General features: G+C 71.8%; 23 protein-coding genes. 15 read left to right on the top strand and 8 right to left on the bottom strand.

The window, feature by feature from the left end; genetic code table 11:
* The first annotated feature begins 464 nt into the window (after nucleotides 1-464).
* The gene (gene polA, locus ACPT94_RS36545) at nucleotides 465-3191 is read left to right on the top strand and encodes a DNA polymerase I (protein WP_360342057.1); all 2727 of its coding nucleotides are present in this window, start codon (nucleotides 465-467) and stop codon (nucleotides 3189-3191) included.
* A gap of 376 nt (nucleotides 3192-3567) precedes the next feature.
* Here the strand turns inward: polA and ACPT94_RS36540 are convergent, their stop codons facing one another.
* The gene (locus ACPT94_RS36540) at nucleotides 3568-4407 is read right to left on the bottom strand and encodes a DUF4184 family protein (RefSeq protein ID WP_425247818.1); all 840 of its coding nucleotides are present in this window, start codon (nucleotides 4405-4407) and stop codon (nucleotides 3568-3570) included.
* Between the two features lie 311 nt (nucleotides 4408-4718).
* Between ACPT94_RS36540 and ACPT94_RS36535 the strand changes: the two genes are divergently transcribed.
* The 3 genes from ACPT94_RS36535 to pgfA all read left to right on the top strand — a co-directional run bounded on the left by ACPT94_RS36535 (nucleotide 4719) and on the right by pgfA (nucleotide 7802).
* Entirely contained in the window at nucleotides 4719-6491 is a 1773-nt protein-coding gene (locus ACPT94_RS36535; RefSeq protein ID WP_425247817.1) for a lytic transglycosylase domain-containing protein, read from the top strand.
* A gap of 162 nt (nucleotides 6492-6653) precedes the next feature.
* Nucleotides 6654-6788, top strand: a complete 135-nt coding sequence (locus ACPT94_RS36530) for an SPW_0924 family protein (protein ID WP_107120235.1) — start codon at nucleotides 6654-6656, stop codon at nucleotides 6786-6788.
* Nucleotides 6789-6809: 21 nt separating this feature from the next.
* On the top strand, nucleotides 6810-7802 hold the full coding sequence (gene pgfA / locus ACPT94_RS36525) for a cell envelope lipid trafficking protein PgfA (RefSeq protein ID WP_425247816.1): 993 nt from the start codon (nucleotides 6810-6812) through the stop codon (nucleotides 7800-7802).
* Here pgfA and hrpB read toward each other — a convergent pair.
* Nucleotides 7792-10335, bottom strand: coding sequence for an ATP-dependent helicase HrpB (gene hrpB / locus ACPT94_RS36520; protein ID WP_425247815.1), 2544 nt, complete (start codon nucleotides 10333-10335; stop codon nucleotides 7792-7794). The two genes, pgfA and hrpB, sit on opposite strands and share 11 nt — an antisense overlap.
* Nucleotides 10336-10438: 103 nt before the next feature.
* Nucleotides 10439-11311 (bottom strand): class I SAM-dependent methyltransferase, encoded by an 873-nt coding sequence (locus tag ACPT94_RS36515; RefSeq protein WP_360342044.1) that lies wholly within the window; start codon nucleotides 11309-11311, stop codon nucleotides 10439-10441.
* Between the two features lie 333 nt (nucleotides 11312-11644).
* Here ACPT94_RS36515 and rpsA point away from each other — a divergent pair, with 333 nt between their 5' ends.
* The 4 genes from rpsA to ACPT94_RS36495 all read left to right on the top strand — a co-directional run bounded on the left by rpsA (nucleotide 11645) and on the right by ACPT94_RS36495 (nucleotide 15599).
* The gene (gene rpsA, locus ACPT94_RS36510; RefSeq protein ID WP_201838872.1) at nucleotides 11645-13135 is read left to right on the top strand and encodes a 30S ribosomal protein S1; all 1491 of its coding nucleotides are present in this window, start codon (nucleotides 11645-11647) and stop codon (nucleotides 13133-13135) included.
* Between the two features lie 394 nt (nucleotides 13136-13529).
* A complete protein-coding gene (locus ACPT94_RS36505; protein WP_360342039.1) occupies nucleotides 13530-14468 on the top strand; it encodes a PAC2 family protein in 939 nt (312 codons plus the stop codon).
* Nucleotides 14469-14538: 70 nt separating this feature from the next.
* Complete coding sequence (coaE, locus tag ACPT94_RS36500) at nucleotides 14539-15168, top strand: dephospho-CoA kinase (RefSeq protein ID WP_360342036.1); 630 nt, start codon at nucleotides 14539-14541, stop codon at nucleotides 15166-15168.
* A 50-nt stretch (nucleotides 15169-15218) separates the two neighbouring features.
* The gene (locus ACPT94_RS36495) at nucleotides 15219-15599 is read left to right on the top strand and encodes a tetratricopeptide repeat protein (protein WP_360342033.1); all 381 of its coding nucleotides are present in this window, start codon (nucleotides 15219-15221) and stop codon (nucleotides 15597-15599) included.
* 30 nt (nucleotides 15600-15629) lie between these two features.
* Here ACPT94_RS36495 and ACPT94_RS36490 read toward each other — a convergent pair whose 3' ends face one another.
* Nucleotides 15630-15896: a DUF6343 family protein gene (locus ACPT94_RS36490; protein WP_360342030.1), complete on the bottom strand. Its 267-nt coding sequence runs from the start codon at nucleotides 15894-15896 to the stop codon at nucleotides 15630-15632.
* A gap of 83 nt (nucleotides 15897-15979) precedes the next feature.
* Here ACPT94_RS36490 and ACPT94_RS36485 point away from each other — a divergent pair, with 83 nt between their 5' ends.
* Both ACPT94_RS36485 and ACPT94_RS36480 read left to right on the top strand, forming a co-directional pair.
* Nucleotides 15980-16879 (top strand): acyltransferase domain-containing protein, encoded by a 900-nt coding sequence (locus tag ACPT94_RS36485; protein ID WP_425247814.1) that lies wholly within the window; start codon nucleotides 15980-15982, stop codon nucleotides 16877-16879.
* Nucleotides 16880-16976: 97 nt separating this feature from the next.
* Nucleotides 16977-17660, top strand: coding sequence for a class I SAM-dependent methyltransferase (locus ACPT94_RS36480; RefSeq protein ID WP_360342027.1), 684 nt, complete (start codon nucleotides 16977-16979; stop codon nucleotides 17658-17660).
* A gap of 249 nt (nucleotides 17661-17909) precedes the next feature.
* On the opposite strand, the gene ACPT94_RS36475 is transcribed toward ACPT94_RS36480, so the two are convergent.
* The gene (locus ACPT94_RS36475; protein WP_360342024.1) at nucleotides 17910-18272 is read right to left on the bottom strand and encodes a winged helix-turn-helix transcriptional regulator; all 363 of its coding nucleotides are present in this window, start codon (nucleotides 18270-18272) and stop codon (nucleotides 17910-17912) included.
* Between the two features lie 96 nt (nucleotides 18273-18368).
* Between ACPT94_RS36475 and ACPT94_RS36470 the strand changes: the two genes are divergently transcribed.
* Complete coding sequence (locus tag ACPT94_RS36470) at nucleotides 18369-19250, top strand: NAD(P)-dependent oxidoreductase (RefSeq protein ID WP_360342021.1); 882 nt, start codon at nucleotides 18369-18371, stop codon at nucleotides 19248-19250.
* 186 nt (nucleotides 19251-19436) lie between these two features.
* Nucleotides 19437-20132, top strand: coding sequence for a uracil-DNA glycosylase (locus tag ACPT94_RS36465; RefSeq protein WP_360342018.1), 696 nt, complete (start codon nucleotides 19437-19439; stop codon nucleotides 20130-20132).
* Nucleotides 20133-20222: 90 nt separating this feature from the next.
* Here ACPT94_RS36465 and ACPT94_RS36460 read toward each other — a convergent pair whose 3' ends face one another.
* Complete coding sequence (locus tag ACPT94_RS36460; RefSeq protein ID WP_425247813.1) at nucleotides 20223-20900, bottom strand: GntR family transcriptional regulator; 678 nt, start codon at nucleotides 20898-20900, stop codon at nucleotides 20223-20225.
* A 161-nt stretch (nucleotides 20901-21061) separates the two neighbouring features.
* On the opposite strand from ACPT94_RS36460, the gene ACPT94_RS36455 reads away from it, so the two are divergent.
* Together ACPT94_RS36455 and ACPT94_RS36450 are read left to right on the top strand one after the other, a co-directional pair.
* A complete protein-coding gene (locus tag ACPT94_RS36455) occupies nucleotides 21062-22540 on the top strand; it encodes an NCS1 family nucleobase:cation symporter-1 (protein WP_360342012.1) in 1479 nt (492 codons plus the stop codon).
* Between the two features lie 5 nt (nucleotides 22541-22545).
* Nucleotides 22546-23265 (top strand): aspartate/glutamate racemase family protein, encoded by a 720-nt coding sequence (locus ACPT94_RS36450; protein WP_360342009.1) that lies wholly within the window; start codon nucleotides 22546-22548, stop codon nucleotides 23263-23265.
* Between the two features lie 18 nt (nucleotides 23266-23283).
* Here the strand turns inward: ACPT94_RS36450 and ACPT94_RS36445 are convergent, their stop codons facing one another.
* Nucleotides 23284-24213 carry a GNAT family N-acetyltransferase gene (locus ACPT94_RS36445; RefSeq protein ID WP_360342006.1) on the bottom strand — a complete coding sequence of 310 codons (930 nt, stop codon included), beginning with the start codon at nucleotides 24211-24213 and terminating at the stop codon, nucleotides 23284-23286.
* A gap of 66 nt (nucleotides 24214-24279) precedes the next feature.
* Nucleotides 24280-24855 (bottom strand): hypothetical protein, encoded by a 576-nt coding sequence (locus ACPT94_RS36440; protein WP_360342003.1) that lies wholly within the window; start codon nucleotides 24853-24855, stop codon nucleotides 24280-24282.
* A gap of 411 nt (nucleotides 24856-25266) precedes the next feature.
* Between ACPT94_RS36440 and ACPT94_RS36435 the strand changes: the two genes are divergently transcribed.
* Nucleotides 25267-26046 (top strand): nucleotidyltransferase domain-containing protein, encoded by a 780-nt coding sequence (locus ACPT94_RS36435; RefSeq protein ID WP_360342000.1) that lies wholly within the window; start codon nucleotides 25267-25269, stop codon nucleotides 26044-26046.
* Nucleotides 26047-26117 lie beyond the last annotated feature (71 nt).

Raw genomic sequence — 26117 nt, 5'->3', positions numbered from 1 at the left:
CGGTGCGGCGAGCCCGTCGCGTGTTGGGCGTACGGCTGCCTGCTGCCACAGTCCGACTTGGCTGTGACGAGCTGAGCGACGGGCTCCTGCCGCACCGCCACGACCCGCTCCCGTGCCATGGCGGCCGCGGGAGCGTCGTGGCTGCGCCGCAGCGACCACGGCTCGCTCCCGTGCGATGGCGACTGCGGGAGCGATGTGGCTGCGCCGGGCCGCCACGAACCGGGCCCGCCGTCTCGCGGCTGCGGGAGCGTCGTGGCTGCGCCGCAGCGGCCACGGCTCGCTCCCGCCGTCTCGCGGACGGTGGGGGCGTCGCGCCGCGGCGACCCGCTTGCGCGGCGACCCGCTCCCGCCGGAGGGCGGCTGCGGGGCGTTCGAGGTGCGGACGGGGTTTGGTGGCTTTGGGCGGGAGGGTGGCGGAGGCGGTGGGGGGTGGAGTGTCAGTGGGGCGTGGCAGGATCGGGGGCGTGGCAGAGACAGCATCGAAGAAGACCGAGAACACCTCCGGCGGCGAGCGGCCCCGGCTGATGCTCATGGACGGGCACTCGCTGGCATACCGCGCGTTCTTCGCGCTGCCCGCGGAGAATTTCACGACCGCGACGGGCCAGCCGACGAACGCGATCTACGGCTTCGCGTCGATGCTGGCCAACACCCTGCGTGATGAGGCGCCCACGCACTTCGCGGTCGCCTTCGACGTCTCCCGCAAGACCTGGCGCTCCGAGGAGTTCACGGAGTACAAGGCGAACCGGTCCAAGACCCCGGACGAGTTCAAGGGGCAGGTCGAGCTGATCGGCGAGCTGCTCGACGCGATGCACGTCTCGCGGTTCGCGATCGACGGCTTCGAGGCCGACGACGTCATCGCCACGCTGGCCACGCAGGCCGAGGCCGCGGGCTTCGAGGTGCTGATCGTCACCGGTGACCGCGACTCCTTCCAGCTGGTCAGCGAGCACACCACCGTGCTGTATCCGACGAAGGGCGTCTCCGAGCTGACCCGCTTCACCCCGGAGAAGGTCCTCGAGAAGTACGGGTTGACGCCCGCGCAGTACCCCGACTTCGCGGCCCTGCGCGGCGACCCGTCCGACAACCTCCCGGGCATCCCCGGCGTCGGCGAGAAGACGGCCGCGAAGTGGATCAACCAGTTCGGTTCGTTCGCGGAGCTGGTCGAGCGGGTCGACGAGGTCAAGGGCAAGGCGGGGCAGAACCTCCGCGACCACCTTGAGGCCGTCAAGCTCAACCGCCGCCTGACCGAGCTCGAGCGGAGCGTGGAGCTGCCCAAGGGGGTCGCCGACCTGGCACGCGCGCCGTACGACCGCAAGGCCGTCGCGATGGTCCTGGACACCCTCGAGATCAGGAATCCCTCGCTGCGAGAGCGGCTGCTCGCCGTCGACCCGGGCGGCGCGGAGGCCGAGGCGACCCCCGTCGTCGCGGCCGGCGTGGAGCTGGACGGCGCGATGCTGGGTACGGGCGAGCTGGCCGGCTGGCTCGCCGAGCACGGCACCGGGCCTCTCGGCATCGCCACCGTCGACACCTGGGCGCTGGGCACCGGCTCGGTCGCCGAGGTCGCGCTCGCCACGTCCGGCGGAGCGGCCGCCTGGTTCGACCCGTCGGAGCTGGACGAGGCCGACGAGAACGCGTGGGCGGCCTGGCTGGCCGCCGAGGACCGCCCCAAGGTCCTGCACGACGCCAAGGGCGCCATGCGTGTCTTCGCCGAGCACGGCTGGAGCGTCGACGGCGTGTCCATGGACACCGCCCTCGCCGCCTACCTGGTCAAGCCCGGCCGTCGCTCCTTCGACCTCGACGCGCTGTCCCTGGAGTACCTCCACCGGGAGCTGGCCCCCGCCGCCACGGCCGACGGACAGCTCGCCTTCGGCGCCGACGAGGGCGCCGAGGCCGAGGCCCTGATGGTGCAGGCCCGCGCGATCCTCGACCTGGGCGAGGCGTTCCAGACCCGGCTGGAGGAGGTCGGCGCCGCGGACCTGCTGCGCGACATGGAGCTGCCCACCTCCGCCCTCCTCGCCCGCATGGAGCGGCACGGCATCGCCGCCGACCGCGCCCACCTGGAGGCCATGGAGCAGATGTTCGCCGGCGCCGTCCAGCAGGCGGTGAAGGAGGCGCACGCCGCGGCCGGGCACGAGTTCAACCTGGGCTCGCCCAAGCAGCTCCAGGAGGTCCTCTTCGGCGAACTGGCCCTGCCGAAGACGAAGAAGACGAAGACCGGCTACACGACGGACGCCGACGCCCTGGCCTGGCTCGCGACCCAGACCGACAACGAACTGCCGGTCATCATGCTCCGCCACCGCGAACAGGCGAAGCTCCGCGTCACCGTCGAGGGCCTGATCAAGACGATCGCCGCCGACGGCCGTATCCACACCACCTTCAACCAGACGGTCGCCGCGACCGGCCGACTGTCGTCGACGGACCCGAACCTGCAGAACATCCCCGTCCGCACGGACGAGGGCCGGGCCATCCGCCGCGGCTTCGTCGTCGGCGAGGGCTTCGAGTCCCTGATGACCGCCGACTACAGCCAGATCGAACTGCGCGTCATGGCCCACCTCTCCGAGGACGAGGGCCTCATCGAGGCCTTCACCTCGGGCGAGGACCTGCACACCACGGCGGCCTCCCAAGTGTTCGGCGTCGCGCCCGCCGCGGTGGACGCCGAGATGCGCCGCAAGATCAAGGCGATGTCGTACGGCCTCGCGTACGGCCTGTCGGCGTTCGGCCTGTCCCAGCAGCTGAACATCGAGGCGGCGGAGGCACGCGCGCTGATGGACGCGTACTTCGAGCGCTTCGGCGGCGTACGGGACTACCTGCGCCGGGCCGTCGACGAGGCCCGCGCGACCGGCTACACGGCGACGCTCTTCGGGCGTCGCCGCTACCTCCCCGACCTCAACAGCGACAACCGTCAGCGACGCGAGGCGGCCGAGCGGATGGCCCTCAACGCACCCATCCAGGGCACCGCGGCCGACATCGTCAAGATCGCCATGCTGAAGGTGGACCGGGCGCTGCGGGAGGCCGGCCTCAAGTCCCGCATGCTCCTCCAGGTCCACGACGAAATCGTGCTGGAGATCGCCCCCGGCGAGCGCGCGGCCGCGGAGGAACTCGTCCGACGGGAAATGTCCGACGCCGTCCACCTCAGGGCGCCCCTGGATGTCTCGGTGGGCTCGGGGGCGGACTGGGAATCGGCAGCGCACTAGCGTCCGGCGGGAGCGGGGAGGTAGCTCGGGCGGGTGGAGGGGGCCTGCCGGCCGGGGTAGGGCTTTTGGGGCGGCCCGGCGGGTCCTGTCGTGGGCGGGGGAGGGGCTTTCGGGGGAGGCCGGGCTTGTGGCTCGGGCGGTCCCGGCCGCTTTCCCCGTCTTCCACGAGTGCTTGCTCGTTCGACGAGCGCCCGCTCGCCCTCTGTGAGGGGCGGAAGGGTCCTGCTGGGGGGAAGAGGGTCGGCGGGGGCCCGGCGCGCCCGCCAGGGCCGGTCGGCCGGGGGCGCCGCCTCGCGCCCCCGGCCGTCGCCGACGCCCTGTGCGTCGCGCCGGACCGCTGTCCTCGTCGGGCACGCGGCGCCGGGCATCGAGCGCCTCAGTGCACGCTGACCCCTTCCGGCCGCTCCGCGGGCTCCCGGGTGGCCGGGCGCCCCACGCGCACGCCCACGGCGTACAGCAGCAGGCCCAGGACCAGGCCGGCGCCCGCCCCGAAGCACAGGGTCGGGATCAGTTCGTACGGCTTGGCGCGTGAGCCCCAGTACTCCCACCACCGAGTGGCCCGCCGGACCGCCGCGACCAGCGCGCAGCCGCCGATGACGGCCGCGGCCCACCATCGGTCCCGCGACGACAGCAGGGGCACGCCGACCGGCTCGCCGGCGGGTGTTCTGCGCAGCGCGCGCGTCAGGAAGACCGCGATCACGACCGCGGCGACGGCCGAACCGCCGTACTGCAGGTACCAGTACAGCGGTGAACCGGCCACCTTCTCGCCCAGTACGGGAAACAGCCGCATGCCCCACCGGTCGAGGTGGGTGAAGGCGTCCCACACCACGTGCGTCAGCGCGCCGAGCGCCGCAGAGACGTACCACCACAGCAGCGTGGACGGGCGGACACGCGCGCGTGGTGCCCCGCAGCGCGTCAGGGTGGCCGTGCGGCCCTGCCGGGCCCGGGGCAGCAGCGCGACGAGCGGCTCGCGCACCAGCAGCCACAGCCCGACCAGTGCCCAGGCGACGAGCACGTCGATGGTGAACACGCCGGCGAAGGAGTGCGTGACGTCACCGAACTCCATGGCCTCGGACAGGACACTCGCCGCGTAGTAGGTCATGTCGGGCGAAAAGGAGCCTGCGACGAGAACGGCCGGGACGAGCGGCCCGCGACCGGTGCCGTCGGCGCGCAGGGCGGGCAGCACGGCCGCCGCATGGCTGAGAGTGAACGGCAACCGGGCTCCCCGTGGCGGACGTTGCCGGACGGGCCGGCCAGTGGTTCGACGACGTGACCAGTATGCGGGACCCGCCTCAGCCCCCAGCAGACATGGACAAGGGGTGAACAGCGGGATCGAACGGGTGCCGATGCAAACGAAGTTGTCGTAGGGTCGCCTGGGTTGCCGTACCGACAGGCGCGGTCGAACAACCGAACAGAACAGTACGAACCGTCCGGGAGTGCAACCTGCGGGGCGGGATGATCGTCCCAACAGGGCGAGCGAAGCAGACGCAGACGGGCGCTCGAGGGTCCACGGGAGGGGTTCACTTCATGTCGGCGCATTTCGGCACGAGGCTGCGCAAGGGAGCGGTCAACACCACCGTGGCCGCGGTGGCCGTCGCGGCCCTGGCCGCGTCCCAGGCACCCGACGTGACGGCCGGCGGCCAGGCCGGCGGACACGCCGCCGCCGACGCCCCGTCCGCCGACACGGGCGCCCACGACAGCGCCACCGGCAACTCGCCGTACTACACGGACCTGCCGCCCCTGAACAGCCCCACCCCCTCGCCGAGCCAGAGCACCGGCACCACGCCGGCCGCCACCGGCGACACCGAGGCCGGCATCCCCGCGACCGTCCTGGACGCCTACAAGAAGGCCGCGGCGGCGCTCGCCGACACCAAGCCCGGCTGCAACCTGCCCTGGGAACTCCTCGCCGCCATCGGCAAGGTCGAGTCCGGCCAGGCCCGCGGCGGCAACGTCACCGCCGACGGCACCACCATCTCGCCGATCCTCGGCCCGGTCCTCAACGGCAACGGCTTCGCCAACATCAGCGACACCGACAACGGCGCCTACGACGGCGACAGCACCTACGACCGCGCCGTGGGCCCCATGCAGTTCATCCCGTCGACCTGGGCATGGGCGGGCCGCGACGGCAACGGCGACGGCAAGAAGGACCCCAACAACATCTACGACGCCGCCCTCGCCGCCGGCCACTACCTGTGCCGCAACAGCTGGGACCTGTCCACCGACTCCGGGCTGCGCAGCGCGATCCTCAGCTACAACAACTCGACGGAGTACTACAACACCGTCCGGTCGTGGCTGGAGTACTACCGCAAGGGCACCCACGAGGTCCCGGACGGCACCGGCACCCTGCCGTCCAACCGCAGCGACGAAAACTACGGCGGCGGCACGACCACCACGCCCTCGACCACCCCGCCGGCCACGACACCTCCGGCGACCCCCAAGCCGCCCACCCAGCCCAACAAGCCCGGCGGCGGCACGACGACGCCGCCGGCCACTCCGCCGGCTACTCCGCCGGCCACCCCGCCCGCGACCCCGACCGACACGGTCGACCACCTCGAAGACGCGGGCACGGCGAAGCTCACCGCCATGGCGGGCGACGCGTTCACCGAGAAGATCAGCACCCGGACCGAGACCAAGGCGGGCAAGGCGGTCGCCAAGGTCAGGGTCCGCTTCACCATCGTCGGCGACACCGACACCACCTTCACCGGCGGCGAGAACGTGGCCACCGTCCTCACCGACAGCAGGGGCGTCGCCACCGCGCCCGCCCTCGCGGCGGGCGAGACGACCGGCACCTTCACCGTCCGCGCCACCGTCGTGGGCCGCCTGGTCCCCGCCCTGGACTACACGGCCACCGTCACCGCCCGCGCCGCCGACGCCCTCGCCCGCACCACCAGCACCGCGCTGACCTGCGTGGCCGGCGGCGAGTTCGCCGACCAGGTCGAGGTGAAGGCCACCTACAAGGGCGCCACGGCGGACAAGGTCGCCGCCACCGCCACCCTGATCAAGTCGGCCGACGACAGCACCGCGAACGACAAGGGCCCCTACTTCAAGGACGCCGCGGGCAACAAGATCCGCACCCTGACGGACCTGCAGACGGACGCGAGCGGCCTGCTGACACTGCCGAAGCTCTACGCGGACGACACCACCGGCACGTTCCTGCTGCGCGTCACCACCACGGGCGGAGCCACCCTCACGGTCGAACTGACCGTCACGGCAGCCCCGTCGTCCTCACCGAGCCCGTCGGAGAGTCCCTCCGAGAGCGCGTCCGCGAGCCCCTCCGCGTCCACCACGACCGGCTCGTAAGCCCTCCCCGCGACAGCCCCGGCGGCGCCTCCTCCCAGCGAGCGGGGCGCCGCCGTCGTGTACGACGTGTTCTCATCTCGCCCGCCCGTTGCTACGGTGCCGGACCTGACGCACCATCAGTTTCCGTGGTCGGTTCCTGTGGCCGCTCGCCGGGAGGCCCGTATGCGTGCCCTGATCGCCGCCGCGACCGGCCTCGCCGTCGCGCTCGCCCTGGTCCTCACGCTCACCGCCCTGGGCACACCGGCCGGCGAGACCTCCCCGAAGCCGCTGCTGACGACGGTGCCCGCACACCCGTAACCGCCCGGCAGGGAGGCCGAGATGCGCCGCAAGGCCAGTCTGATCCTGCTCGCCCTCGCCGTGTTCTTCGCGGCGCTGTCACCGCTGCTGCGCTGGTACGCCTTCCCGCGCCTGGCCAAGGTCCCGGCGAACACGTACCAGGACATGGTCCTGGAGGCCAGGAACGCCACTCTCCTCGACTACGGCACGATGACCGCCCGCACGGTCCCCAAGGTCACCATCGTCCAGACCCTCAAGGGCAACGTGGAGGCCTCGGAGAAGATCGAGGCGACCGCAGGCCGCGACGTCGTCGTCTGGGACGGCCTGTCCTACGTCCAGGGCCCCGACGGAAAGATGGTCTCCAAGGTCCCCGAGCGCTACATCTTCGACGCCCACACCCAGGAACCCGTGCACGCCACCGGCGAAATGGTCGACGGCGACCCCGTCCGCCGGGAGGGCCTCGAGTTCAAGTGGCCCTTCCTCACCGAGAAGCGGGACTACGAGTACTTCGACGCCCAGGCCCGCGTCACCGCCCCCATCCACTACAAGGGCACCCAGGACTTCCACGGCCTGGAGGTCTACTACTTCGAGCAGACCATTCCCTGGACCAAGGTCCCCATGCCCAGGACCATGCCCGTCCAGGGCATCACCCCCGAGACCGTCGCCAAGACCGGCACCACCCGCTGGTACACCACGGTCCGCAAGTTCTGGGTCGAACCGCTCACCGGAGCACCCGTCAACGGCGAGGAGATCCACAAGGAGGAACTGCGCGGCGGCACCCTGCTCGGCGGCCGCGACAAGGTGACCGCGTTCGCCGGACACGTGAAGATGCGCGAGGACTACGTCGACCACACGGTGGACCTGGTCAAGTCCAACCGCACCCTCGTCCTGCTGATGACCTCCTACCTGCCCTGGGGCTTGCTGCTCCTCGGCATCCTCCTGCTGGCCCTCTCGCTCTACCTGGAGGCCCGCGGCCGCCGCCCCGACGAGCCCACACCCGCCGAGCCCGCCGAACCCGAGCCGGTCACCGCCTGAGCCGCGCGTTGGTGTGCCGGGTCGGCTCGGCACCGGCCGGATCCTCCGGCCACGGATGCTTCGGATACCGACCCCGCAGCTCCGCCCGTACGCCGTTGTAGCCGTCCTTCCAGAAGGAGGCGAGGTCGGCGGTGACGGCCGCGGGCCGCCCGGCGGGGGAGAGCAGATGCACGAGCAGCGGCACCCCCGCGACGCGGGGCGACTCCTGCAGCCCGAACATCTCCTGCAACTTCACCGCGAGCACGGGCTGCTCCGGGTTCGCGTAGTCGATCCGGATCCTGGACCCACTCGGTACGGTGATCCGCTCGGGCGCCAGCTCGTCCAGCCGGGCCGCCTCACCCGAGGCCCAGGGCAGCAGCCGGGCGAGGGCCTCCCCGGCGTCGATCCGCGCCAGGTCGGCGCGCCGCCGGGCCCGGCCGAGCTCCGGCTCCAACCAGTCGTCCACGCGCGCGTGCAGCGACGCGTCGGAAACGTCCGGCCAGGGCTCCCCGAGGCGCAGCCGCAGAAAGCCCAGCCGCTGCCGCAGCACGAGCGCCTCCGGCGACCACCGCAGCAGCGCCAGCCCCTCCTGCCGCAGCCCTTCGAGGACCGCCTGCCGTACGAGCACGGGGTCGGCGTCCCTGAGCGGCCGCGCCCCCAGCTCCACCGCACCGAGCCGCTCGACCCGCCGGGCCACGACATCACCGTCGGACCAGTGGACCTCGTCCCGTTCGTCGAGCAGCGCGCCGCCGGCGAGCCGGGCCACCTCCTCGTCGACGACCGCCGCGAGCTGCACACGCGCGTGGCCCTTGCCCACGGGACGGTCGGCCACGGCCACGGCGATCCAGCCGGAGCCACGCAGAGCGGAACCGTCCCGGATCTCGGCGCGGGTTCCGGAGACCATGAGGCAGGAGCCACCGTCGGCCCTGGCGAGACGCTCGGGGAAGGCGAGGGCGGCGACGAGCCCGGCCACTTGGTCGTCCCGGACGCTTCGTCCTGCCTCGAGACCGACGGGCAACGGAGTGCCGTCGGAGGGCGGGCGGCAGAGGTCGGCCGGGACGACGGCCCGCAGTCGCCGCACCTCCGCCCGCCACCGCGAGCCGTAGGCGTCACCCCCACGCCGGGCACCCCGCACAGCGGCCGCCAGATCGTCGCCGTACTCCCGTGGCGCCTCCTCACTCAGCAGGGCGACCACCTCCGCGGCCCGCTCCACACCGACCAGCGCCGCCCCGTCCAGCAGCGCCCGCCCCAGCCGGGGGTGCAGCCCCAGCCGAGTCAGCCGCACACCCCGGTCCGTGGCCCGACCGGCGGAGTCCACCGCGCCGATCGCCGTCAGCAGACGACGCGCAGCCGCCATCGCCCCGCCCGGCGGCGGATCCAGCAACGCCAGCCCGGAGGCGTCGGGATCGCCCCAGCAGGCCGCCTGAAGGGCGAACGCGGTGAGGTCGGCCACCTTGATCTCCGGGGACGGGAAACGCGGCAGACGGGCGTCCTCCGCCTCCGCCCAGCACCGGTACACCACGCCCGGCGCCTCACGCCCGGCGCGCCCGGCCCGCTGCCGCCCGGCCGCGTGGGAGGCCCGCACCGTCGCGAGCGCGCTCAGCCCGCGCGCGTGGTCCACCCGCGGCTCCCGCGCGAGCCCCGAGTCGACGACCACCCGCACCCCGGGCACCGTCAGCGACGACTCGGCGACGGAGGTGGCCAGGACCACCCGGCGCCGCTCGCCCGGCGCCAGCACCGCGTCCTGCACGGCCGCCGGCGCCCGCCCGTGCACCTGGAGCACGTCCACCCCGTCCAGGTCCCCGAGCTGCCCCGCGACCCGGGCGATCTCACCGACGCCGGGCAGGAAGCACAGCACGTCCCCCGACCGCTCGGCCAGCGCCCGCCGCACCACCGACGCCACGTGCGCGAGCAGCGCTGGGTCGACCCACATGCCGTGCGGCGGCCGTACGGCGCGGGCCGGGGGCGCCCAGACCGCCTCCACGTCGTACGAGGAGCCCTGCGCCTCGACCACCGGCGCGCCGCCCAGCAGCCGCGACCAGCCCTCCGTGTCGGTCGTCGCCGAGGCGGCCACCAGCCGCAGCTCCGGCCGCAGCGCCTCCCGCACGTCCCACAGGAAGGCGGCCGCCGTGTCCGCGTCCAGATGCCGTTCGTGGCACTCGTCCAGGACCACCACGTCGACGCCGGTCAGCTCCTGGTCGCGCTGGAGGCGTTGCAGCAGCACACCGGTCGTGACGACCTCCACGCGCGTGTGCCGCCCGACGACCCGCTCCCCGCGCACGGTGTACCCGACGCTGTCGCCGGCCTTCTCGCCCAGCAGCCACGCCATCCGCCGGGCCGCCGCCCGCGCCGCGATCCGCCGCGGCTCGGCCACGACCACCCGCCGGACGGGCCCCTCGCCCAGCAACCCCGCCAGCGCCAACGGCACCAGCGTCGTCTTGCCGGTGCCGGGCGGAGCGGCCAGCACGGCGGTCCCGTGCCCGGCCAGGGCGTCGTTCACAGCGGGCAGAGCGGCCCGCACGGGCAGCGCGTCCAGGGCGTCGTAACGGATCACGTCCCCAGTGTCGTACGCCCCCGGCAACGCCCTTCACGCGCGCGCGTGCGTGGGTGAAGAGAAGAATCGTGCGTGCAGAACGAAGAGCCGTGGCGAGGTGCGATCAGTCCCTCTCGCACACGAAGATCGCCGTCCCCGGGATCAGGTTCCCGCGCAGCGGCGACCAGCCGCCCCACTCCGAGGTGTTCCAGGCGGGCCACTCCGGCTCGACCAGGTCCACCAGCCGGAAGCCCGCCGTCACGATGTCGCGGACGCGGTCGCCGAGCGTGCGGTGGTGCTCGACGTAGACCGCGCCGCCCTCCTCGTCCTGCTCGACGTAGGGGGTGCGGTCGAAGTAGGAGGCGGAGACCGACAGGCCCTCGGGGCCCGGCTCGTCCGGGAAGGCCCAGCGGATCGGATGGGTCACCGAGAAGACGAAACGGCCGCCCGGACGCAGCACCCGCCGCACCTCCTTCAGCACCAGCACCGGGTCGGCGACGAAGGGCAGCGCCCCGTACGCCGAGCACGCCAGGTCGAAGGAGCCGTCCGCGAAGGGCAGCGCGGCCGCGTCGGCGCAGACGAGGGGGAACGTTCCGCCGATGCGCAGGGCGTGCTGGAGCTGGCGGTGGGAGAGGTCCAGGGCGACCGGGCGCGCGCCCTGCGCGGCCAGCCAGCGCGAGCACTGGGCCGCGCCGGCGCCGATCTCCAGGACGTCCCTGCCCTTCAGCTCTTCAGAGGGGCCGAGCAGCTCGGCCTCCACCTCGTCGAGTCCCTCGGGGCACCACACGAAGCGGTCGTCGCCCAGGAACGTGCCGTGCTCGATCTGGTACTCGTCCGCGTTGCGGTCCCACCAGCCCCGGTTGGCGCGGGCGCTCTCCGTGACGCCGGCGTCGCGGCGGGTGGCCTCCGGCTCGAACGCCGGCTCGGACGATACGGACTCTTGGATGATCGGCTCCCTCGTCGTACTCTTCGGTCCAACCCACCCCGGCGGTGCCATCCAGGCGTCGCCCGAGGGTCTTCCTGAGGCCCGCGTGGCCTCGGGAGACAGGTTGTGTGCCGGAAATGCGGCGATCCGCCCCGGGTGTGCGCCTTCGCGCATTGACCCTGCCCGGCTGCCCCCGTATGCTACAAGTTGCGCTGCGGGCCTGCGCACCTCAGACGTAGCAGGCTGCGCTCGCATCTGTTGTATGTCCCCTCGGTTGTCGAGGCGCCATCGCCGGTTTCCGCTGGTGAGGCGCTTCCTTGGCTGTCCGGCTTCTGCAGAGCGAAACGGGCTCCCGGCGTAAGCAGTACCTACGACTTCAATGTCCGTACCGGAGCCCTTTCCCACATGACGAGCAGCACCGAGACCACCGCCACCACCCCGCAGGTAGCGGTCAACGACATCGGTAACGAGGAAGCCTTCCTCGCAGCGATCGACGAGACGATCAAGTACTTCAACGACGGCGACATCGTCGACGGCGTCATCGTGAAGGTCGACCGGGACGAGGTCCTGCTCGACATCGGTTACAAGACCGAAGGTGTCATCCCGAGCCGCGAGCTCTCGATCAAGCACGACGTCGACCCCAACGAGGTCGTCGCCGTCGGCGACGAGATCGAGGCCCTGGTCCTCCAGAAGGAGGACAAGGAAGGCCGCCTGATCCTCTCGAAGAAGCGCGCCCAGTACGAGCGTGCCTGGGGCACCATCGAGAAGATCAAGGAAGAGGACGGCATCGTCACCGGTACCGTCATCGAGGTCGTCAAGGGTGGTCTCATCCTCGACATCGGCCTCCGCGGCTTCCTCCCGGCCTCCCTGGTCGAGATGCGCCGCGTCCGCGACCTCCAGCCCTACGTGGGCAAGGAGCTCGAGGCGAAGATCATCGAGCTGGACAAGAACCGCAACAACGTGGTCCTGTCCCGCCGTGCCTGGCTCGAGCAGACCCAGTCCGAGGTCCGCCAGACGTTCCTCACGACCCTCCAGAAGGGTCAGGTCCGCTCCGGTGTGGTCTCCTCGATCGTCAACTTCGGTGCCTTCGTGGACCTGGGTGGCGTCGACGGTCTGGTCCACGTCTCCGAGCTGTCCTGGAAGCACATCGACCACCCCTCCGAGGTCGTCGAGGTCGGCCAGGAGGTCACGGTCGAGGTCCTCGACGTCGACATGGACCGCGAGCGCGTCTCCCTGTCGCTGAAGGCGACCCAGGAAGACCCGTGGCAGCAGTTCGCCCGCACCCACCAGATCGGCCAGGTCGTGCCCGGCAAGGTCACGAAGCTGGTTCCGTTCGGTGCGTTCGTCCGCGTGGACGAGGGCATCGAGGGTCTGGTTCACATCTCCGAGCTGGCCGAGCGCCACGTGGAGATCCCGGAGCAGGTCGTCCAGGTCAACGACGAGATCTTCGTCAAGGTCATCGACATCGACCTCGAGCGCCGTCGCATCAGCCTCTCGCTGAAGCAGGCCAACGAGTCCTTCGGTGCCGACCCGGCCTCGGTCGAGTTCGACCCGACCCTGTACGGCATGGCCGCGTCCTACGACGACCAGGGCAACTACATCTACCCCGAGGGCTTCGACCCCGAGACCAACGACTGGCTCGAGGGCTACGAGAAGCAGCGCGAGGAGTGGGAGCGCCAGTACGCCGAGGCGCAGACCCGCTTCGAGCAGCACCAGCAGCAGGTCATCAAGTCCCGCGAGGCCGACGCCGCTGCCGCCGCCGAGGGTGGCGAGGCCGCCGCTCCGGCCGCGACCGGCGGTTCGTACTCCTCCGAGGGCGCCGACACCTCCGGCGCGCTGGCCTCGGACGAGGCGCTGGCCGCGCTGCGCGAGAAGCTGGCCGGTGGCCAGAGCTGAACGCTAGCCGCTGAGGCTTAGCCGCTCGCTGAGGGCCCGCACCTGAAAAGGTGCGGGCCCTCAGCGTTGCCCGGGGGCAGGAGGGCAGGCCTGTCGTCGCCTGGCTGCGGGCCGGTGGGGGCTTGTCGCGCAGTTCCCCGCGCCCCTCGGGCCGGACGGCCCACCCGCACCCCCGGGCGCGGTCCGGCGCCCGGCGACCCGGCGTACCCCTCGCCCTCGAAGAGACGTGCGGGCACGCGAGGGGTGGCGTGCCGTCCATCACCGCGCGTGTCGGCGTCCTCGAACCGTCCGCCCTGAGGAGGCCGCAAGAAGTCACCTGATCTTGGGCGCCGGACGGGAATGCCCACGCCCGTACGGGCGTTGTGCAGTACGAACACGAGGAGGAGCGGTCCAAGTGCTTGATCCGCAGGGTTTGTACGCATGGGAGCCGAAGGGGCTGGCCGTCGTCGACATGGCGCTCGCCCAGGAGTCGGCCGGACTTGTCATGCTCTACCACTTCGACGGATACATCGACGCGGGCGAGACCGGCGACCAGATCGTCGACCGGCTCCTCGACGCGCTGCCCCACCAGGTCGTCGCCCGCTTCGACCACGACCGGCTCGTGGACTACCGCGCCCGCCGTCCACTGCTGACGTTCAAGCGCGACCGGTGGAGCGACTACGAGGAGCCGGCCATCGAGGTACGGCTGGTCCAGGACACCACCGGAGCGCCCTTCCTGCTGCTGTCCGGGCCCGAACCGGACGTGGAGTGGGAGCGCTTCGCCGCCGCCGTCAAGCAGATCGTGGAGCGGCTGGGCGTCCGCCTGTCCGTGAACTTCCACGGCATCCCCATGGGCGTCCCGCACACCCGCCCCGTGGGCCTGACCCCGCACGGCAACCGCACGGACCTCGTCCCCGGCCACAGCAGCCCCTTCGACGAGGCCCAGGTCCCCGGCAGCGCCGAGGCGCTCGTCGAGTACCGCCTCATGGACGCCGGCCACGACGTCCTGGGCGTCGCCGCGCACGTCCCGCACTACATCGCCCGCTCCGCCTACCCGGACGCGGCCCTGACCGTCCTGGAGGCCATCACGGCCGCCACCGGACTGGTCCTGCCGGGCATCGCGCACTCCCTGCGCACGGACGCACACCGTACGCAGACCGAGATCGACCGCCAGATCCAGGAGGGCGACGAGGAGCTCACCGCCCTCGTCCAGGGCCTGGAGCACCAGTACGACGCCGCCGCGGGCGCCGAGACCCGGGGCAACATGCTGGCCGAGCCGGTGGACATCCCCTCGGCGGACGAGATCGGGCGGGAGTTCGAGAAGTTCCTGGCCGAGCGGGAGGGCGAGGGCTGAGCTCTCTCAAAGGGCTGTTCCGCGGGGTCGGCCGGGTGTGCTGTCAGTGGCAGGCCCTAAGCTTCCGGTCATGCTGAAGGTGGGCCTGACCGGCGGGATCGGCGCCGGCAAGAGCGAGGTGTCGCGGCTGCTCGTCGCGTGCGGTGCCGTGCTGATCGACGCGGACCGCATCGCACGCGAGGTCGTCGAGCCCGGTACGCCCGGCCTCGCCGCGATCGTCGAGGCCTTCGGCGAGGACGTCCTCGCCGAGGACGGCAGCCTCGACCGCCCCGGACTGGGCTCGATCGTCTTCACCGACCCGGAGAAACTCGCGGTCCTCAACGCGATCGTGCACCCCCTCGTCGGCGCCCGCTCCCGCGAGCTGGAGGCCGCCGCCCCCGAGGACGCCGTCGTCGTCCACGACGTCCCCCTCCTCACCGAGAACGGCCTCGCGCCGTTGTACGACGTCGTGGTCGTCGTCGACGCCCCGCCCGAGACCCAGCTGGAGCGGCTCGTCCGGCTGCGCGGCATGACCGAGGAGGACGCACGCGCGCGCATGGCCGCGCAGGCCACGCGCGATGAACGCCGGGAGATCGCGGACATCGTGATCGACAACGACGTACCGCTGGCGGACCTCGAAAGACGCGTCAAGGACGTGTGGGCCGATCTGGCACGCCGGGCGCGCACGCCCCACGCGCGCCCGGGATCGTCGGAGGAATAGCGTCCCCCGCTGCACGCGTTGAACGCTTCCAGCAAGGGAAGGAATGTGCCGTGCCCGATACCAGCGGTTCGACCGGACGTACCCCGGAGACGCACGTCATCGACTTCCGTGCCGCGGAGCAGCTGCTCGCCGCACGGGATCCGCGGGGCGCGGTGAAGCTGCTCGACGGTGTCATCGCCGCGCACCCCGAGAACACCGCCGCCCGCCTGCTGCGCGCGCGTGCCTTCTTCGCCGCCGCGCAACTGCGCCCCGCCGAGCTCGAGTTCACGATCGTCCTGGAGCGGGAGCCGGACAACGCGTTCGCGCACTTCGCGCTCGCCCGCACCTACGAACGACAGGGCCGCAGCGACCAGGCCAAGCGCCACTTCCGCCTGGCCGCCGCGCTGGACCCCAACCCGCAGTACCTGAAGGCGGCGCGTTTCGACTCGTGAGCACGGGCGGTCCCAGGTGCCGGTGCGGCCTCAGGGGTGGTGCTGCTCCGGCGGCCGGTACGGCGGGATGTCGCGGCCCGGCTGGTAGTGCGGCCCCTGCCGAACGTGCCTGAGGATCATCGCCAGATCGACGGTGATCACCAGCCACAGCACGCCGCAGGCGATCGCCCACCCGACGCGCCCCGCGAGCGCGAACGCGGCCGTTCCGAAGATCGCCCAGAGCAGCCCCCACACGGTCAGCCACAGTCGCACCCTCAGTGCGCTGCGCGCTGTCGTCGGCTCACTGCCCGTACGCATACGGATCACCACTCCCTCTTGAAACGTACTCTTCGGCTCGGGCGTTCTCCAAGGGAGTCGTAGATCGAAGAGGGGGTCTTCTCGTGCTGCCGGACCGCGACGAACTGGCCGAGGTGCTTCTCGACCTCGGAGTACCGCACCAGGACATCGACGAACCCGTGCGGCTGAGCCACCGGGTCGTGGGCGACCCGGAGACGCTCCGGTTCCTGGAGGAAGCCGTGGCAGGCCTCGTGGAGGGAATGGGCGGGATACGCGGGACGGTCGACGTGCCGGACCTCCCGGGCGCGTCGGGCGCGCTCGCGCGCTTCTTCCCGCTGTACGTGTTCGTCGCCGCGCTGCCGTATGTGCGGGCCCACCACCGTGAGCGCGGCATCCCGGAAGAAGTCTCGCGGCGCACGCTCGCAGACGTCGGCCGGGGCGTCGCCTGGTACCGCCGGTGGCACGGCACGGGGGGCCTGCTGTCCCCACGGTGGCTGTCCCTGCACTTCCACGGCGAGCTGTACCAACTGGGCCGGCTGCAGTTCCAGCGGGACCGCGTCGGGCGGTGGACGAGCCACTCGCCGGCTGCGGCGGGTCTCGCCGTCGGCCCGGACGAGCCCGCCCTGTCCCTGCATGTGCCGGACTTCATGGGGCCGTTGTCCTCCGAGGCCTGCGACCGCTCGCTCACGCGCGCGCGGGAGTTCTTCGCCCGGCACTATCCCGAGGAGCCCCACGCGGTCGCCACCTGCGCTTCGTGGCTGCTCGACCCGGAACTGAAGCGGTACCTGCCGGCGGACTCCAACATCGTCCGCTTCCAGGAGCGGTTCCAGGTCAGCCAGGTGCCCGAGGAACCCGAGGACAGCACACCGGTCCGCTTCGTCTTCGGCACCACCGACATACCGCTGGACCGGCTCCCGCGCCGGAGCGTCCTCGAGCGGGCCGTCGTGGACCACCTGCGGGAGGGCGGCCACTGGTACGTCGCGTCCGGCTGGTTCGCGCTGTAGGCGACCAGAACAGAGGAACGTCCCTCGAACGGGTGAACCGGGCGTGAAGGGGAACGGCCGGGCCCAGGTGGGCCGTTGGACGGGCATGACGGTTCACATGCGAGAGGGATACGAGGGCACGGGCCCCGGTGCGATCACCCCGGACGGCTGCGCGGTCGAGTTCTACAGCCGTCTGCCGGTGAGAGACGAACCGGACGTCATCTCCGCTGCGGTGCCCGCAGGCGCGCACATCCTGGAGCTGGGCAGCGGCGTGGGCCGCGTGACCCACGCCCTCCTGGAGCGCGGGTTCACGGTCACGGCGGTGGACGAGTCCGCCGAGATGCTCGACCGCGTCCGCGGCGCGCGCACGATATGCAGCCCGATCGAGGACCTCGACCTGGGCGAGACGTTCGACGTGGTGATGCTCGCGTCGTTCCTCGTGCACAACGGGGACATCGAGGTCCGGCGCGGCATACTGCGCACCTGCGCACGCCACGTCGCGAAGGACGGGTACGTGCTGATCCAGCGGGAGGGAGAGGACTTCCACACCAACGTGCCGCGTGAACGCGTCGACCCGAGCGGCTTCACCTCCCGGATCCTGTCGGCGGATCCGGTCGGCGACGGGGTCCACTCGGTACACGCGGAGTACGTCTTCCCGGACGCGGTATGGACCCAGACGTTCCGCTCCCGGCCACTGACCAAAGAACAGTTCGAGGAGGCCCTGGCGGAGGCGGGCCTGAGGGTGGACCGGTATCTGACGGAGGACCGGATATGGGTGCGGGCGGTGTTGGTGGGGGAGTAGCCGGGGCCCAGGGGCTGTGGGGAAGTGGATGGCAGAAGCCGCTGCCGGTGCTGACCACAGCTGGACAGCGGGGCGATGCACCGCAGTTCGAGCCGGTACGGGGCTCGATCAGGTGCCCCGGATCGGTCCTGGGTGGCTCCGGGAGGCGCCCTGAGCGGGTGCGTGCCCCACGAGGTGCGACAACCTGTCGTCCGCTACGAGGCAACCGTGCAGGTCGCAGCCTCAATGAGTGGCTGTGACCAGCGGTTTCTAGCCCGCCCTCTCCTCCACGCTTCGAGCGGTCCTCCGCTCGCGTCCCCAGGCGGCCAGTGGCTGGAGTGCGTCGTTGAGGCGCTTGCCGTCCTCGGTCAGTGAGTACTCGACGCGGGGCGGCACCTCGTCGTAGGAGACGCGGTGCACGACGCCGTCTGCTTCCATCTCGCGCAGGTGGGAGGCGAGCACCTTCTCGGTGATCCCGGGAAGCAGTCGGCGCAGCTGGCCGAAGCGGCGGTAGGGGTGTTCGTGGAGTGCCCAGAGGATCAGCACCTTCCACTTACCGCCGATCACCTCCATCGCGGTGTCGATCCCGCAGGTGTGTCCGTCTGGTGCGCCCGGCCGATTCAGCGTCGTCATGCCCCACCCTTCTGCCCTGCTCGCTCTCCCCGGGGTAACCACCCACTCCGAAGTGCGTACTTGATCACCTCCGGGCTCGCGACCAGCCTAATCGGCATGACACACCACACTGTTGAGAAGAACTCCGTCACGCTGCTGGGCCTCGGCGCGATGGGCACCGCGCTGGCCCGTGCCTGGCTTGCCGCCGGCCACCCGCTCACGGTCTGGAACCGCACCCCCGTCCGTGCCGCGGCGCTCTCCGCCGAGGGGGCAAAGGTCGCGGACAGCGCCGCTGAGGCGGTCGCAGCGAACACCCTGGTCGTTGTCTGTCTGTTGGATGACGCCTCGCTCGACGAGGTGTTGGCCGACACCGACCTCTCCGACCGGGACCTGGTCAACCTGACCACCAGCACCCCTGCCCAGGCCCGCGCCCGCGCCGAGTGGGCCCGTAAGCGCGGCGCACGCTACCTGGACGGCGGGATCATGGCTGTCCCGCCGATGATCGGTGTCCCGGAGGCCGGCGGCTATGTCTTCTACAGCGGCTCGCGGGAGTTGTTCGAGCGGCACCAGGAGACGTTGGGCGTCCCGGCCGGCACCACCTACGTCGGCGAGGACGCGGGCTTCGCGGCCCTGCACGACGTGGCCCTGCTCAGCGCCATGTACGGGATGTTCGCCGGGGCCGCGCACGCCTTCGCCCTGATCCGCAAGGAGGACATCGACCCCGCGTCGTTCGCTCCGCTGCTCGCCGACTGGCTCGTCGCGATGGCCCCGGCAGTCCACCAGACCGCCGACCAGTTGCGGAGCGGCGACTACACCAAGGGTGTCGTCTCCCATCTCGCCATGCAGGTGGCCGGCACGCCGACCTTCCTGAGCACTGCCGAGCAGCAGGGCGTCAGCCCGGAACTGCTCAGCCCCTACTTCGAGCTGATGCGCCGCCGCCTGGACGAGGGCAGCGGTGAGGAGGGCCTGACGGGTGTCATCGACATGCTGGTGCGCTGACTGACGCCTGCCGCCCCGGACCGCCGATGCGGTCGTAGCCCTCGCCTCGGTTGGTTGGCGATGAGCTGAGTCCCGCCCTGGCACCGTTCCCCAGTGCCGCTCCCCCGGCCGGCGGAGGCCCGGTGCAGGCCGCTTGCAGCGACGGGCGGCACCAGATGTGTAGCCGGTGCGGCTTACCGTGGAGGCATGGATGCCGCTCATGCCCTCGCCGCCCTCGACCGGCGTGTGGCGGGCTGCCGGGCCTGTCCGCGGCTGGTGGCCTGGCGTGAGGAGGTGGCCGGGACGAAGCGGGCGGCCTTCGCCGACTGGACGTACTGGGGGCGCCCGGTGCCCGGCTTCGGTCCGTCCGACGCCCGTCTGCTGATCGTGGGGCTCGCCCCGGCGGCGCACGGCGGCAACCGCACCGGCCGCATGTTCACCGGTGACCGCTCGGGGGACGTGCTGTACCAGGCGCTGTACGACGTGGGGCTGGCCTCGCAGCCCACCTCCGTCTCCGCCGGCGACGGACTCGAACTGTACGGCGTGCGCGTCACCGCGCCCGTGCACTGCGCACCGCCCGCCAACAGGCCCACGCCTGAGGAGCGGGACACCTGCCGGCCCTGGCTCGTCCAGGAACTGAAATTGCTGCGGCCGACGCTGCGGGCGGTCGTCGTGCTGGGCGCCTTCGGCTGGCAGGCCGCGCTGCCCGCGTTCGCCGAGGCCGGCTGGGCCGTCCCCCGCCCCCGGCCCGCCTTCGCGCACGGGGCACGGGTGTCGCTGGACGGCCTCGACGTCTTCGGCTGCTTCCACGTGAGCCAGCGCAACACCTTCACCGGACGGCTCACCCCCGAGATGCTGCGGGAGGTGCTGCGGACGGCGGCGGCAGCGGCGGGGCTGCCCTGATCGCCCGCCGCTGCCGCCCCTGCGGTCGGACCTCGGACGATCCGGGCCGCGGAGATCGCCCGCTTCGACACCTCGTGGCAGCTCCCGGAATCAGGAGGGCTCGGGAAGCTCCCCGAAGAGGTGCAGCACGGTGGATCGGTAGTTGGCCTGCACATGCCGCAGCGCGTGGGCGCGGGCCCGGTCGGGGTCGCCGGAGGCGATCGCCTCGTACAGGTCGCGGTGTTCGGTGAGGAGCTGCGGCCACTCCTCGTTCTGCCGGGTGAGCCAGCGCAGGCGGCCGTCGACCGGTTCCATGACGGAGATCAGCAGGCTGTTGCCGGCCAGGGCGAGGATGCGGTCGTGGAAGCGGGTGTTGATGTCGGTGATGGCCTCCGCGTCCCCGGCGCTGGTCGCCGAGGCCGCCTGGTCGAGCAGCTCCCGCAGCTCGGCTAGTGCCTCCGGGGTCGCCCGGGACGCGGCCAGTCCCGCCGCGTACACCTCCAGTGCCTCGCGCAGTTCGAAGAGTTCCTTGACGTCGGAGCGGCTCAGCCGGCGCACGACGGTCCGGCGCGGGGTCTCGAAGAGGACGAAGCCCTCGGCGACCAGGGCGCGGATGGCCTCCCGGACCGGGACCCGGGAGACGCCGAACCGCTCGGCCAGTTCCCGTTCGACCAGCCGGTCGCCGGGGCGCAGCCGGCCCGAGATGATCTCCTGCCGCAGGGTGGCCAGGACGCGTTCGCGGACCGCGCCGAGGGGTTCGATCTTCGCCGGGGAGCTCATGGGTGCCATCTTCGCCGATGCGAGAGGTCTTTTACGGAGCCGTAACGGGACGGACATCGGTCAGAACTCTTGACGGCGGGACCATGACAGGAGTTTGGTATACCAAACGACGCGCCGAGCGGCCCTCGCGTGCCGCACCCCTCCTCCGTCCCCTCGCTCATGGAGGTCCCGTGTCCCTCGCCGACCGCGCCGAAGCCACCGGCGCCCCAGCGTTCGTCCCCGATCCCCGGCTCACCAACGAAGACCTCGCACCCGCGCAGAAGCGGACCTGGAAGGTCTTCGACCTCTTCGCCCTGTGGATGTCCGACGTCCACAACCTCGGCAACTACACCTTCGCCGCCGGCCTGCTGGTCCTCGGTATGAACGTATGGCAGGTCTTCACCTCCCTCCTCGTCGGCTTCGTGCTGATCTACATCGGCATGAACTGGATGGGGAAGATCGGCCAGCGCCACGGCGTCCCCTTCCCCGTGGTCAGCCGGATCAGCTTCGGCGTCTGGGGCGCCAACATCCCCGCCCTGATCCGGGCCGTGATCGCCATCATGTGGTACGGCATCCAGACCTACCTCGCTTCCGTCGCCGTCAACGTGATGCTGCTGGCGGCCTGGCCGGGTCTGGAGTCGTGGACGCACAGTTCCTTCCTGGGGCTCGACGCGCTCGGCTGGCTCTCCTTCGTCTCGCTGTGGCTGATCCAGGCGCTGATCATCAGCCAGGGCATGGAGTCGGTGCGCAAGTTCCAGGACTTCTGCGGTCCCGCGATCTGGCTCGTGATGATCGCGCTGGCCGTCTGGGTCCTGGCCAAGGCCGACTGGACCATCTCCCTCACCTCCACCCCGCACCCGGTCTCCGTGGGCGAGCAGTGGCGGCAGTGGTTCGGCGCGATCGGCCTGATCCTCGCCACCTACGGCACGCTGATGCTGAACTTCTGCGACTTCTCCCGCTTCGCGCCGGACTACCGGACGGTCCGGCGCGGCAACTTCTGGGGTCTGCCCATCAACTCGACCGCCTTCGTGGTCGTCTCGGTCATCGTCACGGCCGGCTCGCTGGAGGTGTTCGGCGAGGCCATCACCGACCCGGCGGAGCTCGTCGCCAAGGTCGGCAACACCTGGGTGCTCGTCCTGGCCGCGCTGACCTTCGCCATCGCCACCATGGGCGTCAACATCGTCGCCAACTTCGTCTCCCCGGCGTACGACCTCGCCAACGTCTGGCCGCAGAAGATCACCTTCAAGGTCGGCGGCCTGATCAGCACGGTGGCGGCGCTGGTCGTCACCCCCTGGAACCTCTTCTCCAACCCCACCGTCGTCAACTACTTCCTCGGCGGCCTCGGCGCCTTCCTCGGCCCGCTGTTCGGCGTGATCATGGTCGACTACTACTGGGTCAAGCGCGGCCGCGTCGACGTCGACGAGCTGTTCGACGCCCGCCCCGGCACCCGCTACTACTACCGCAAGGGCGTCAACCCCAAGGCGCTGTGGGCGTTCCTCCCCTCGGCGGCGGTCGCGGCGGTGCTCGCGCTGGTGAAGACCTTCAGCGATGTCGCCCCGTACTCCTGGTTCATCGGCACGGCGCTGGCAGCCGGTCTGTACCTACTTCTGTGCCGCAGCGAGCGGGCCGCCGGGTCCGCCGTGGTCCCCGAGAAGACCGTGGAGGTCTGAGAAGCGTGCGCATCGTCGTCACCAACTGCAACACCACGCAGGAGATGACCGCGGAGATCGTACGAGGTGCCCGGGCCGCCGCAGGCCCGGGCACCACCGTGACCGGGCTGACCCCCGCGTGGGGCCCCGAGTCCGCCGAGGGCTGGCTCGACAGCTACCTCTCGGCGGCCGCCGTCCTCGACACCCTGCGCACGTACGACGGACCGCCCTACGACGCCGTCGTCATGGCCGGCTTCGGCGAGCACGGGCGCGAGGGCGTACGGGAACTGGTCGACGTGCCCGTCGTCGACATCACGGAGGCGGCCGCACACCTGGCCTGTCTGCTGGGGCGGCGGTACGGGGTCGTGACGACGCTCGAACGGTCGTGCGGCCAGATCGAGGACAGCCTGGAACTCGCAGGCGTGGGCCGCAACTGCGCCGCCGTCGTCGGCACCGGTCTGGGCGTCCTCGACCTCGGCGACCCCCACCGCACGCAGGCGGCCTTCCTCGCCGCGGCGGAACGCGCCCGGGAGGCGGGCGCCGAGGTCCTCGTCCTGGGCTGCGCCGGGATGACCGGGCTGCAGCGGACGGTGAGCGAGAAGCTGGGCGTTCCGGTGGTCGACGGCGTGGGAGCGGCGGTGAAGCTCGCGGAGGCACTGGTGGGGATGGGGCTGCGGACGAGCCGGGCGGGGAGTTTCGCCAAGCCGGTGCCGAAGCGGCGGGACTGGCGGCCACCGGCGCGGTGATCCCGACCAGGTCCGCGATCACCCGCTCGACCGGACGTGCCGGACGTACGGAGTGTCCACCCTCCAGCCGTTCTTCTGAGCCACCTCCTCGAAAACGCCGATCTTGTAGGCGAGCCCCTCCGGCTCGCCGATGTCGCACCATCTGCCGGCCTCGGCCCACTCTTCCTCCCCTCGTACCAACGGCCGCCCCCGCAGAGCGAGATGGAGCGCCAGTGTCGATCGCGCGTAGAGACGTACGGCGTCACGCCTGTCCGGAAGGTCGTGGTACTGCTCGGTCTCCCGCAGTCGTAGCCGTCCGTCCGCGGTGCCGGCCACGAGCAGCGGAACGGCGTCCCCTCGGGGACCGGTCACCATGAACGTCAACTCGTCCTCGTCTCCCCGCACTTCGTAGCGCGGCAGGTACGACAGCCGGGCCAGTCCCAGAGAGTGCTTCCAGGACGTGACCCACATGCCGCGCCGGAGGTAGTAGCGGACGGTCTCCTGCCAGGTCCAGTACGTGTCCAGGCGGAACCCGTGCAGCCCTTCGGCGCGGCAGGCCTCGTACACCGTGTCCAGCACGGTCGAGGCGAGGCCCTGCCGCCGGGCCACGGGATGGACGTAGAGCGAGGAGACGTGCAGCGCGCCCGCTCCCCTGGGCCAGGTGTCGAGGGCGATGGTCCCCAAGGGCCCGCGCTGCCCGCACCGGTCTTCCGGCGCACAGATCCAGTACCTCCTGCGGAACTCGTCGTCGTGCCGGTGCTCCCGCCCTGCCGCACCCAGTCCGAGACGCCAGCGCTTCTCGCTCGACACCGTGAGCGAGTCGGGGTCGAGGCACTCGCCGAGGGCGCCCTCGGCGAGTGAGGCGAGATCCCAGAGCCCGAAGCGGCGGCCCTCGCCGAAGACGACGGGACGCAACTCGGGGCGGGCCGCGAGGCGTTCGTGCACGCGGGTGGCTTGATCGTCGTTCATGCGCCCGGAGCGTAGGGACGCCGCCTGCCCGCCGGCCCGGCGTCCTCGCAGCTCCACCCGGCCATGTCATCCCGGCGGTGGACCGCACTCCCGTTCACTCAGCCGGCGTTCGCACTCCTGTGCAAGTTCGGGGTACGCCTCGGCGATGGCCGCGTAGACCCTGCGCCGCAGCAACTCCTCGGCCGCCGCGCGCCCGGTGCCGGCGTGCAGACCGTCCAACAGCTCGTCGTAGCGGGTCAGCCGATGACGCAGATAGGTCACTTTCCAGCGGACGAGCGCGTCGGAGTCGGCACTCTCGACCGTGGCGGGCGGACCGGGCACCTGGCTCCATCGCTCGCCCACCCGTTCCCCGTCCCGGCGGTTGCGGTGCTCGACCGCGGCCGCCGCCAGCCGGTCCGCAGCCAGCCGCGGCACCTCCAGAGGTTCCGCCGCGATCCGCGCCAGCACTTCTCGCCGCCTGCGGAGGGCGGCGGCCCGCGCCGCGGCGGACCGCCGTGCGGCAGCGGCCGCCACGGCCCGGAACTCGTCGCTCCACTCGGCCGCCTCGACCCGCTCCACGAGGTAGAGGCGGGTCTGCGGAGCCGTGGGGAACAGCGGGTTGGCCCGCAACAAATCCGGCTCACCGAGCAGTTGGCGCACCATGCCCGACGTCCACCCACGCGCCCGCAGCCCGGCCGCCGACAGATGAGTGCGCGCCGACGGCGCGTCCGGACCGCTTTCTGGCCGCGGACTGCCTTCCGGCGGCGGACTGCCTTGCGGCGGCGGACTGCCTTGCGGCGGCGGACTGCCTTGCGGCGGCGGACTGCCTTCCGGCTTCCGGTCACCTTCCGGCCTCGGGTCACCTTCCGGCTCGCGCCCGTTTCCCTCCGGCTGCTTGCGATTCCTTCCGCGCGTCATCATCATCTCCCCCGTCGTTACGCTGAGTGACGACTTCATTGATAACGCGTACCACTGACAATCACCCTCGCGGCCGCAGTCGCCGCAGGCCGACCCGTGTCCAACCGCCGGAGAAATCGCGTGGAGACACACCCCACGGCTCCGTACGCTGCGCTCATGGCCACTCTCGACGACTCCGCCTTCCTCGACGCCACCGCCGACCGCCTGGCCTCCCTCCCCACCGTCCGGGCCGTCGCCCTCGGCGGCTCCCGCGCCCAGGGCACCCCCACCCCCGACAGCGACTGGGACCTGGCGATCTACTACCGCGGCCCCTTCGACCCAGCCGATCTGCGCGCCCTCGGCTGGGAGGGCGAGGTCTGCGAGGTCGGCGGCTGGGGTGGCGGGGTGTTCAACGGGGGTGCCTGGCTGACGGTCGACGGGCGGCGCGTCGACGTCCACTACCGCGACCTCGACGTGGTGGAGCACGAGTCGGCGGAGGCGGAGGAGGGGCGGTTCCGGGTGGAGCCGTTGATGTTCCATCTCGCGGGGATTCCGAGCTACCTGGTCGTCGCGGAGCTGGCGATCAACCGGGTGCTGCGCGGTGAACTCCCGCGGCCGGCCGCGTATCCGCAGAAGCTGCGCCGGACGGCGTGCGAACGCTGGTACGGCACCGCGCGCGCCACCCTCGCCTACGCCGCGGCCGCCCACGCCCCCCACGGCCGACGGACGGAGACAGCCGGTGCGCTGGCCGTGGCCGCCACGCAGACCGGGCACGCCGTGCTGGCCGCGCGCGGGGAGTGGGTGACGAACGAGAAGCGGTTGCTGGAGCGGGCCGGGCTCAGGGAGGTCGACGACCTCGTGGCCGAGGTGGGCCGAGGGAGCGTCCCGGAGGCGCTCGAACGGGCCGGGGTGCTCTTCGCGGAGAGGGTGGAGGCGGCGACGGCGTCGCGCGCGTGAGGAGCCGCCTGTTCGACGCCCCCAAGGGGTTGCGTTCATAAAGAACGCGGGATCCGGGCGAAGTGTCACCT

It is taken from the genome of Streptomyces aurantiaciflavus (assembly GCF_049808595.1).
Taxonomy (GTDB): domain Bacteria; phylum Actinomycetota; class Actinomycetes; order Streptomycetales; family Streptomycetaceae; genus Streptomyces.
Note: the sequence above shows the minus strand (reverse complement) of the source record. Positions and strands in the feature narration are given on the sequence as shown.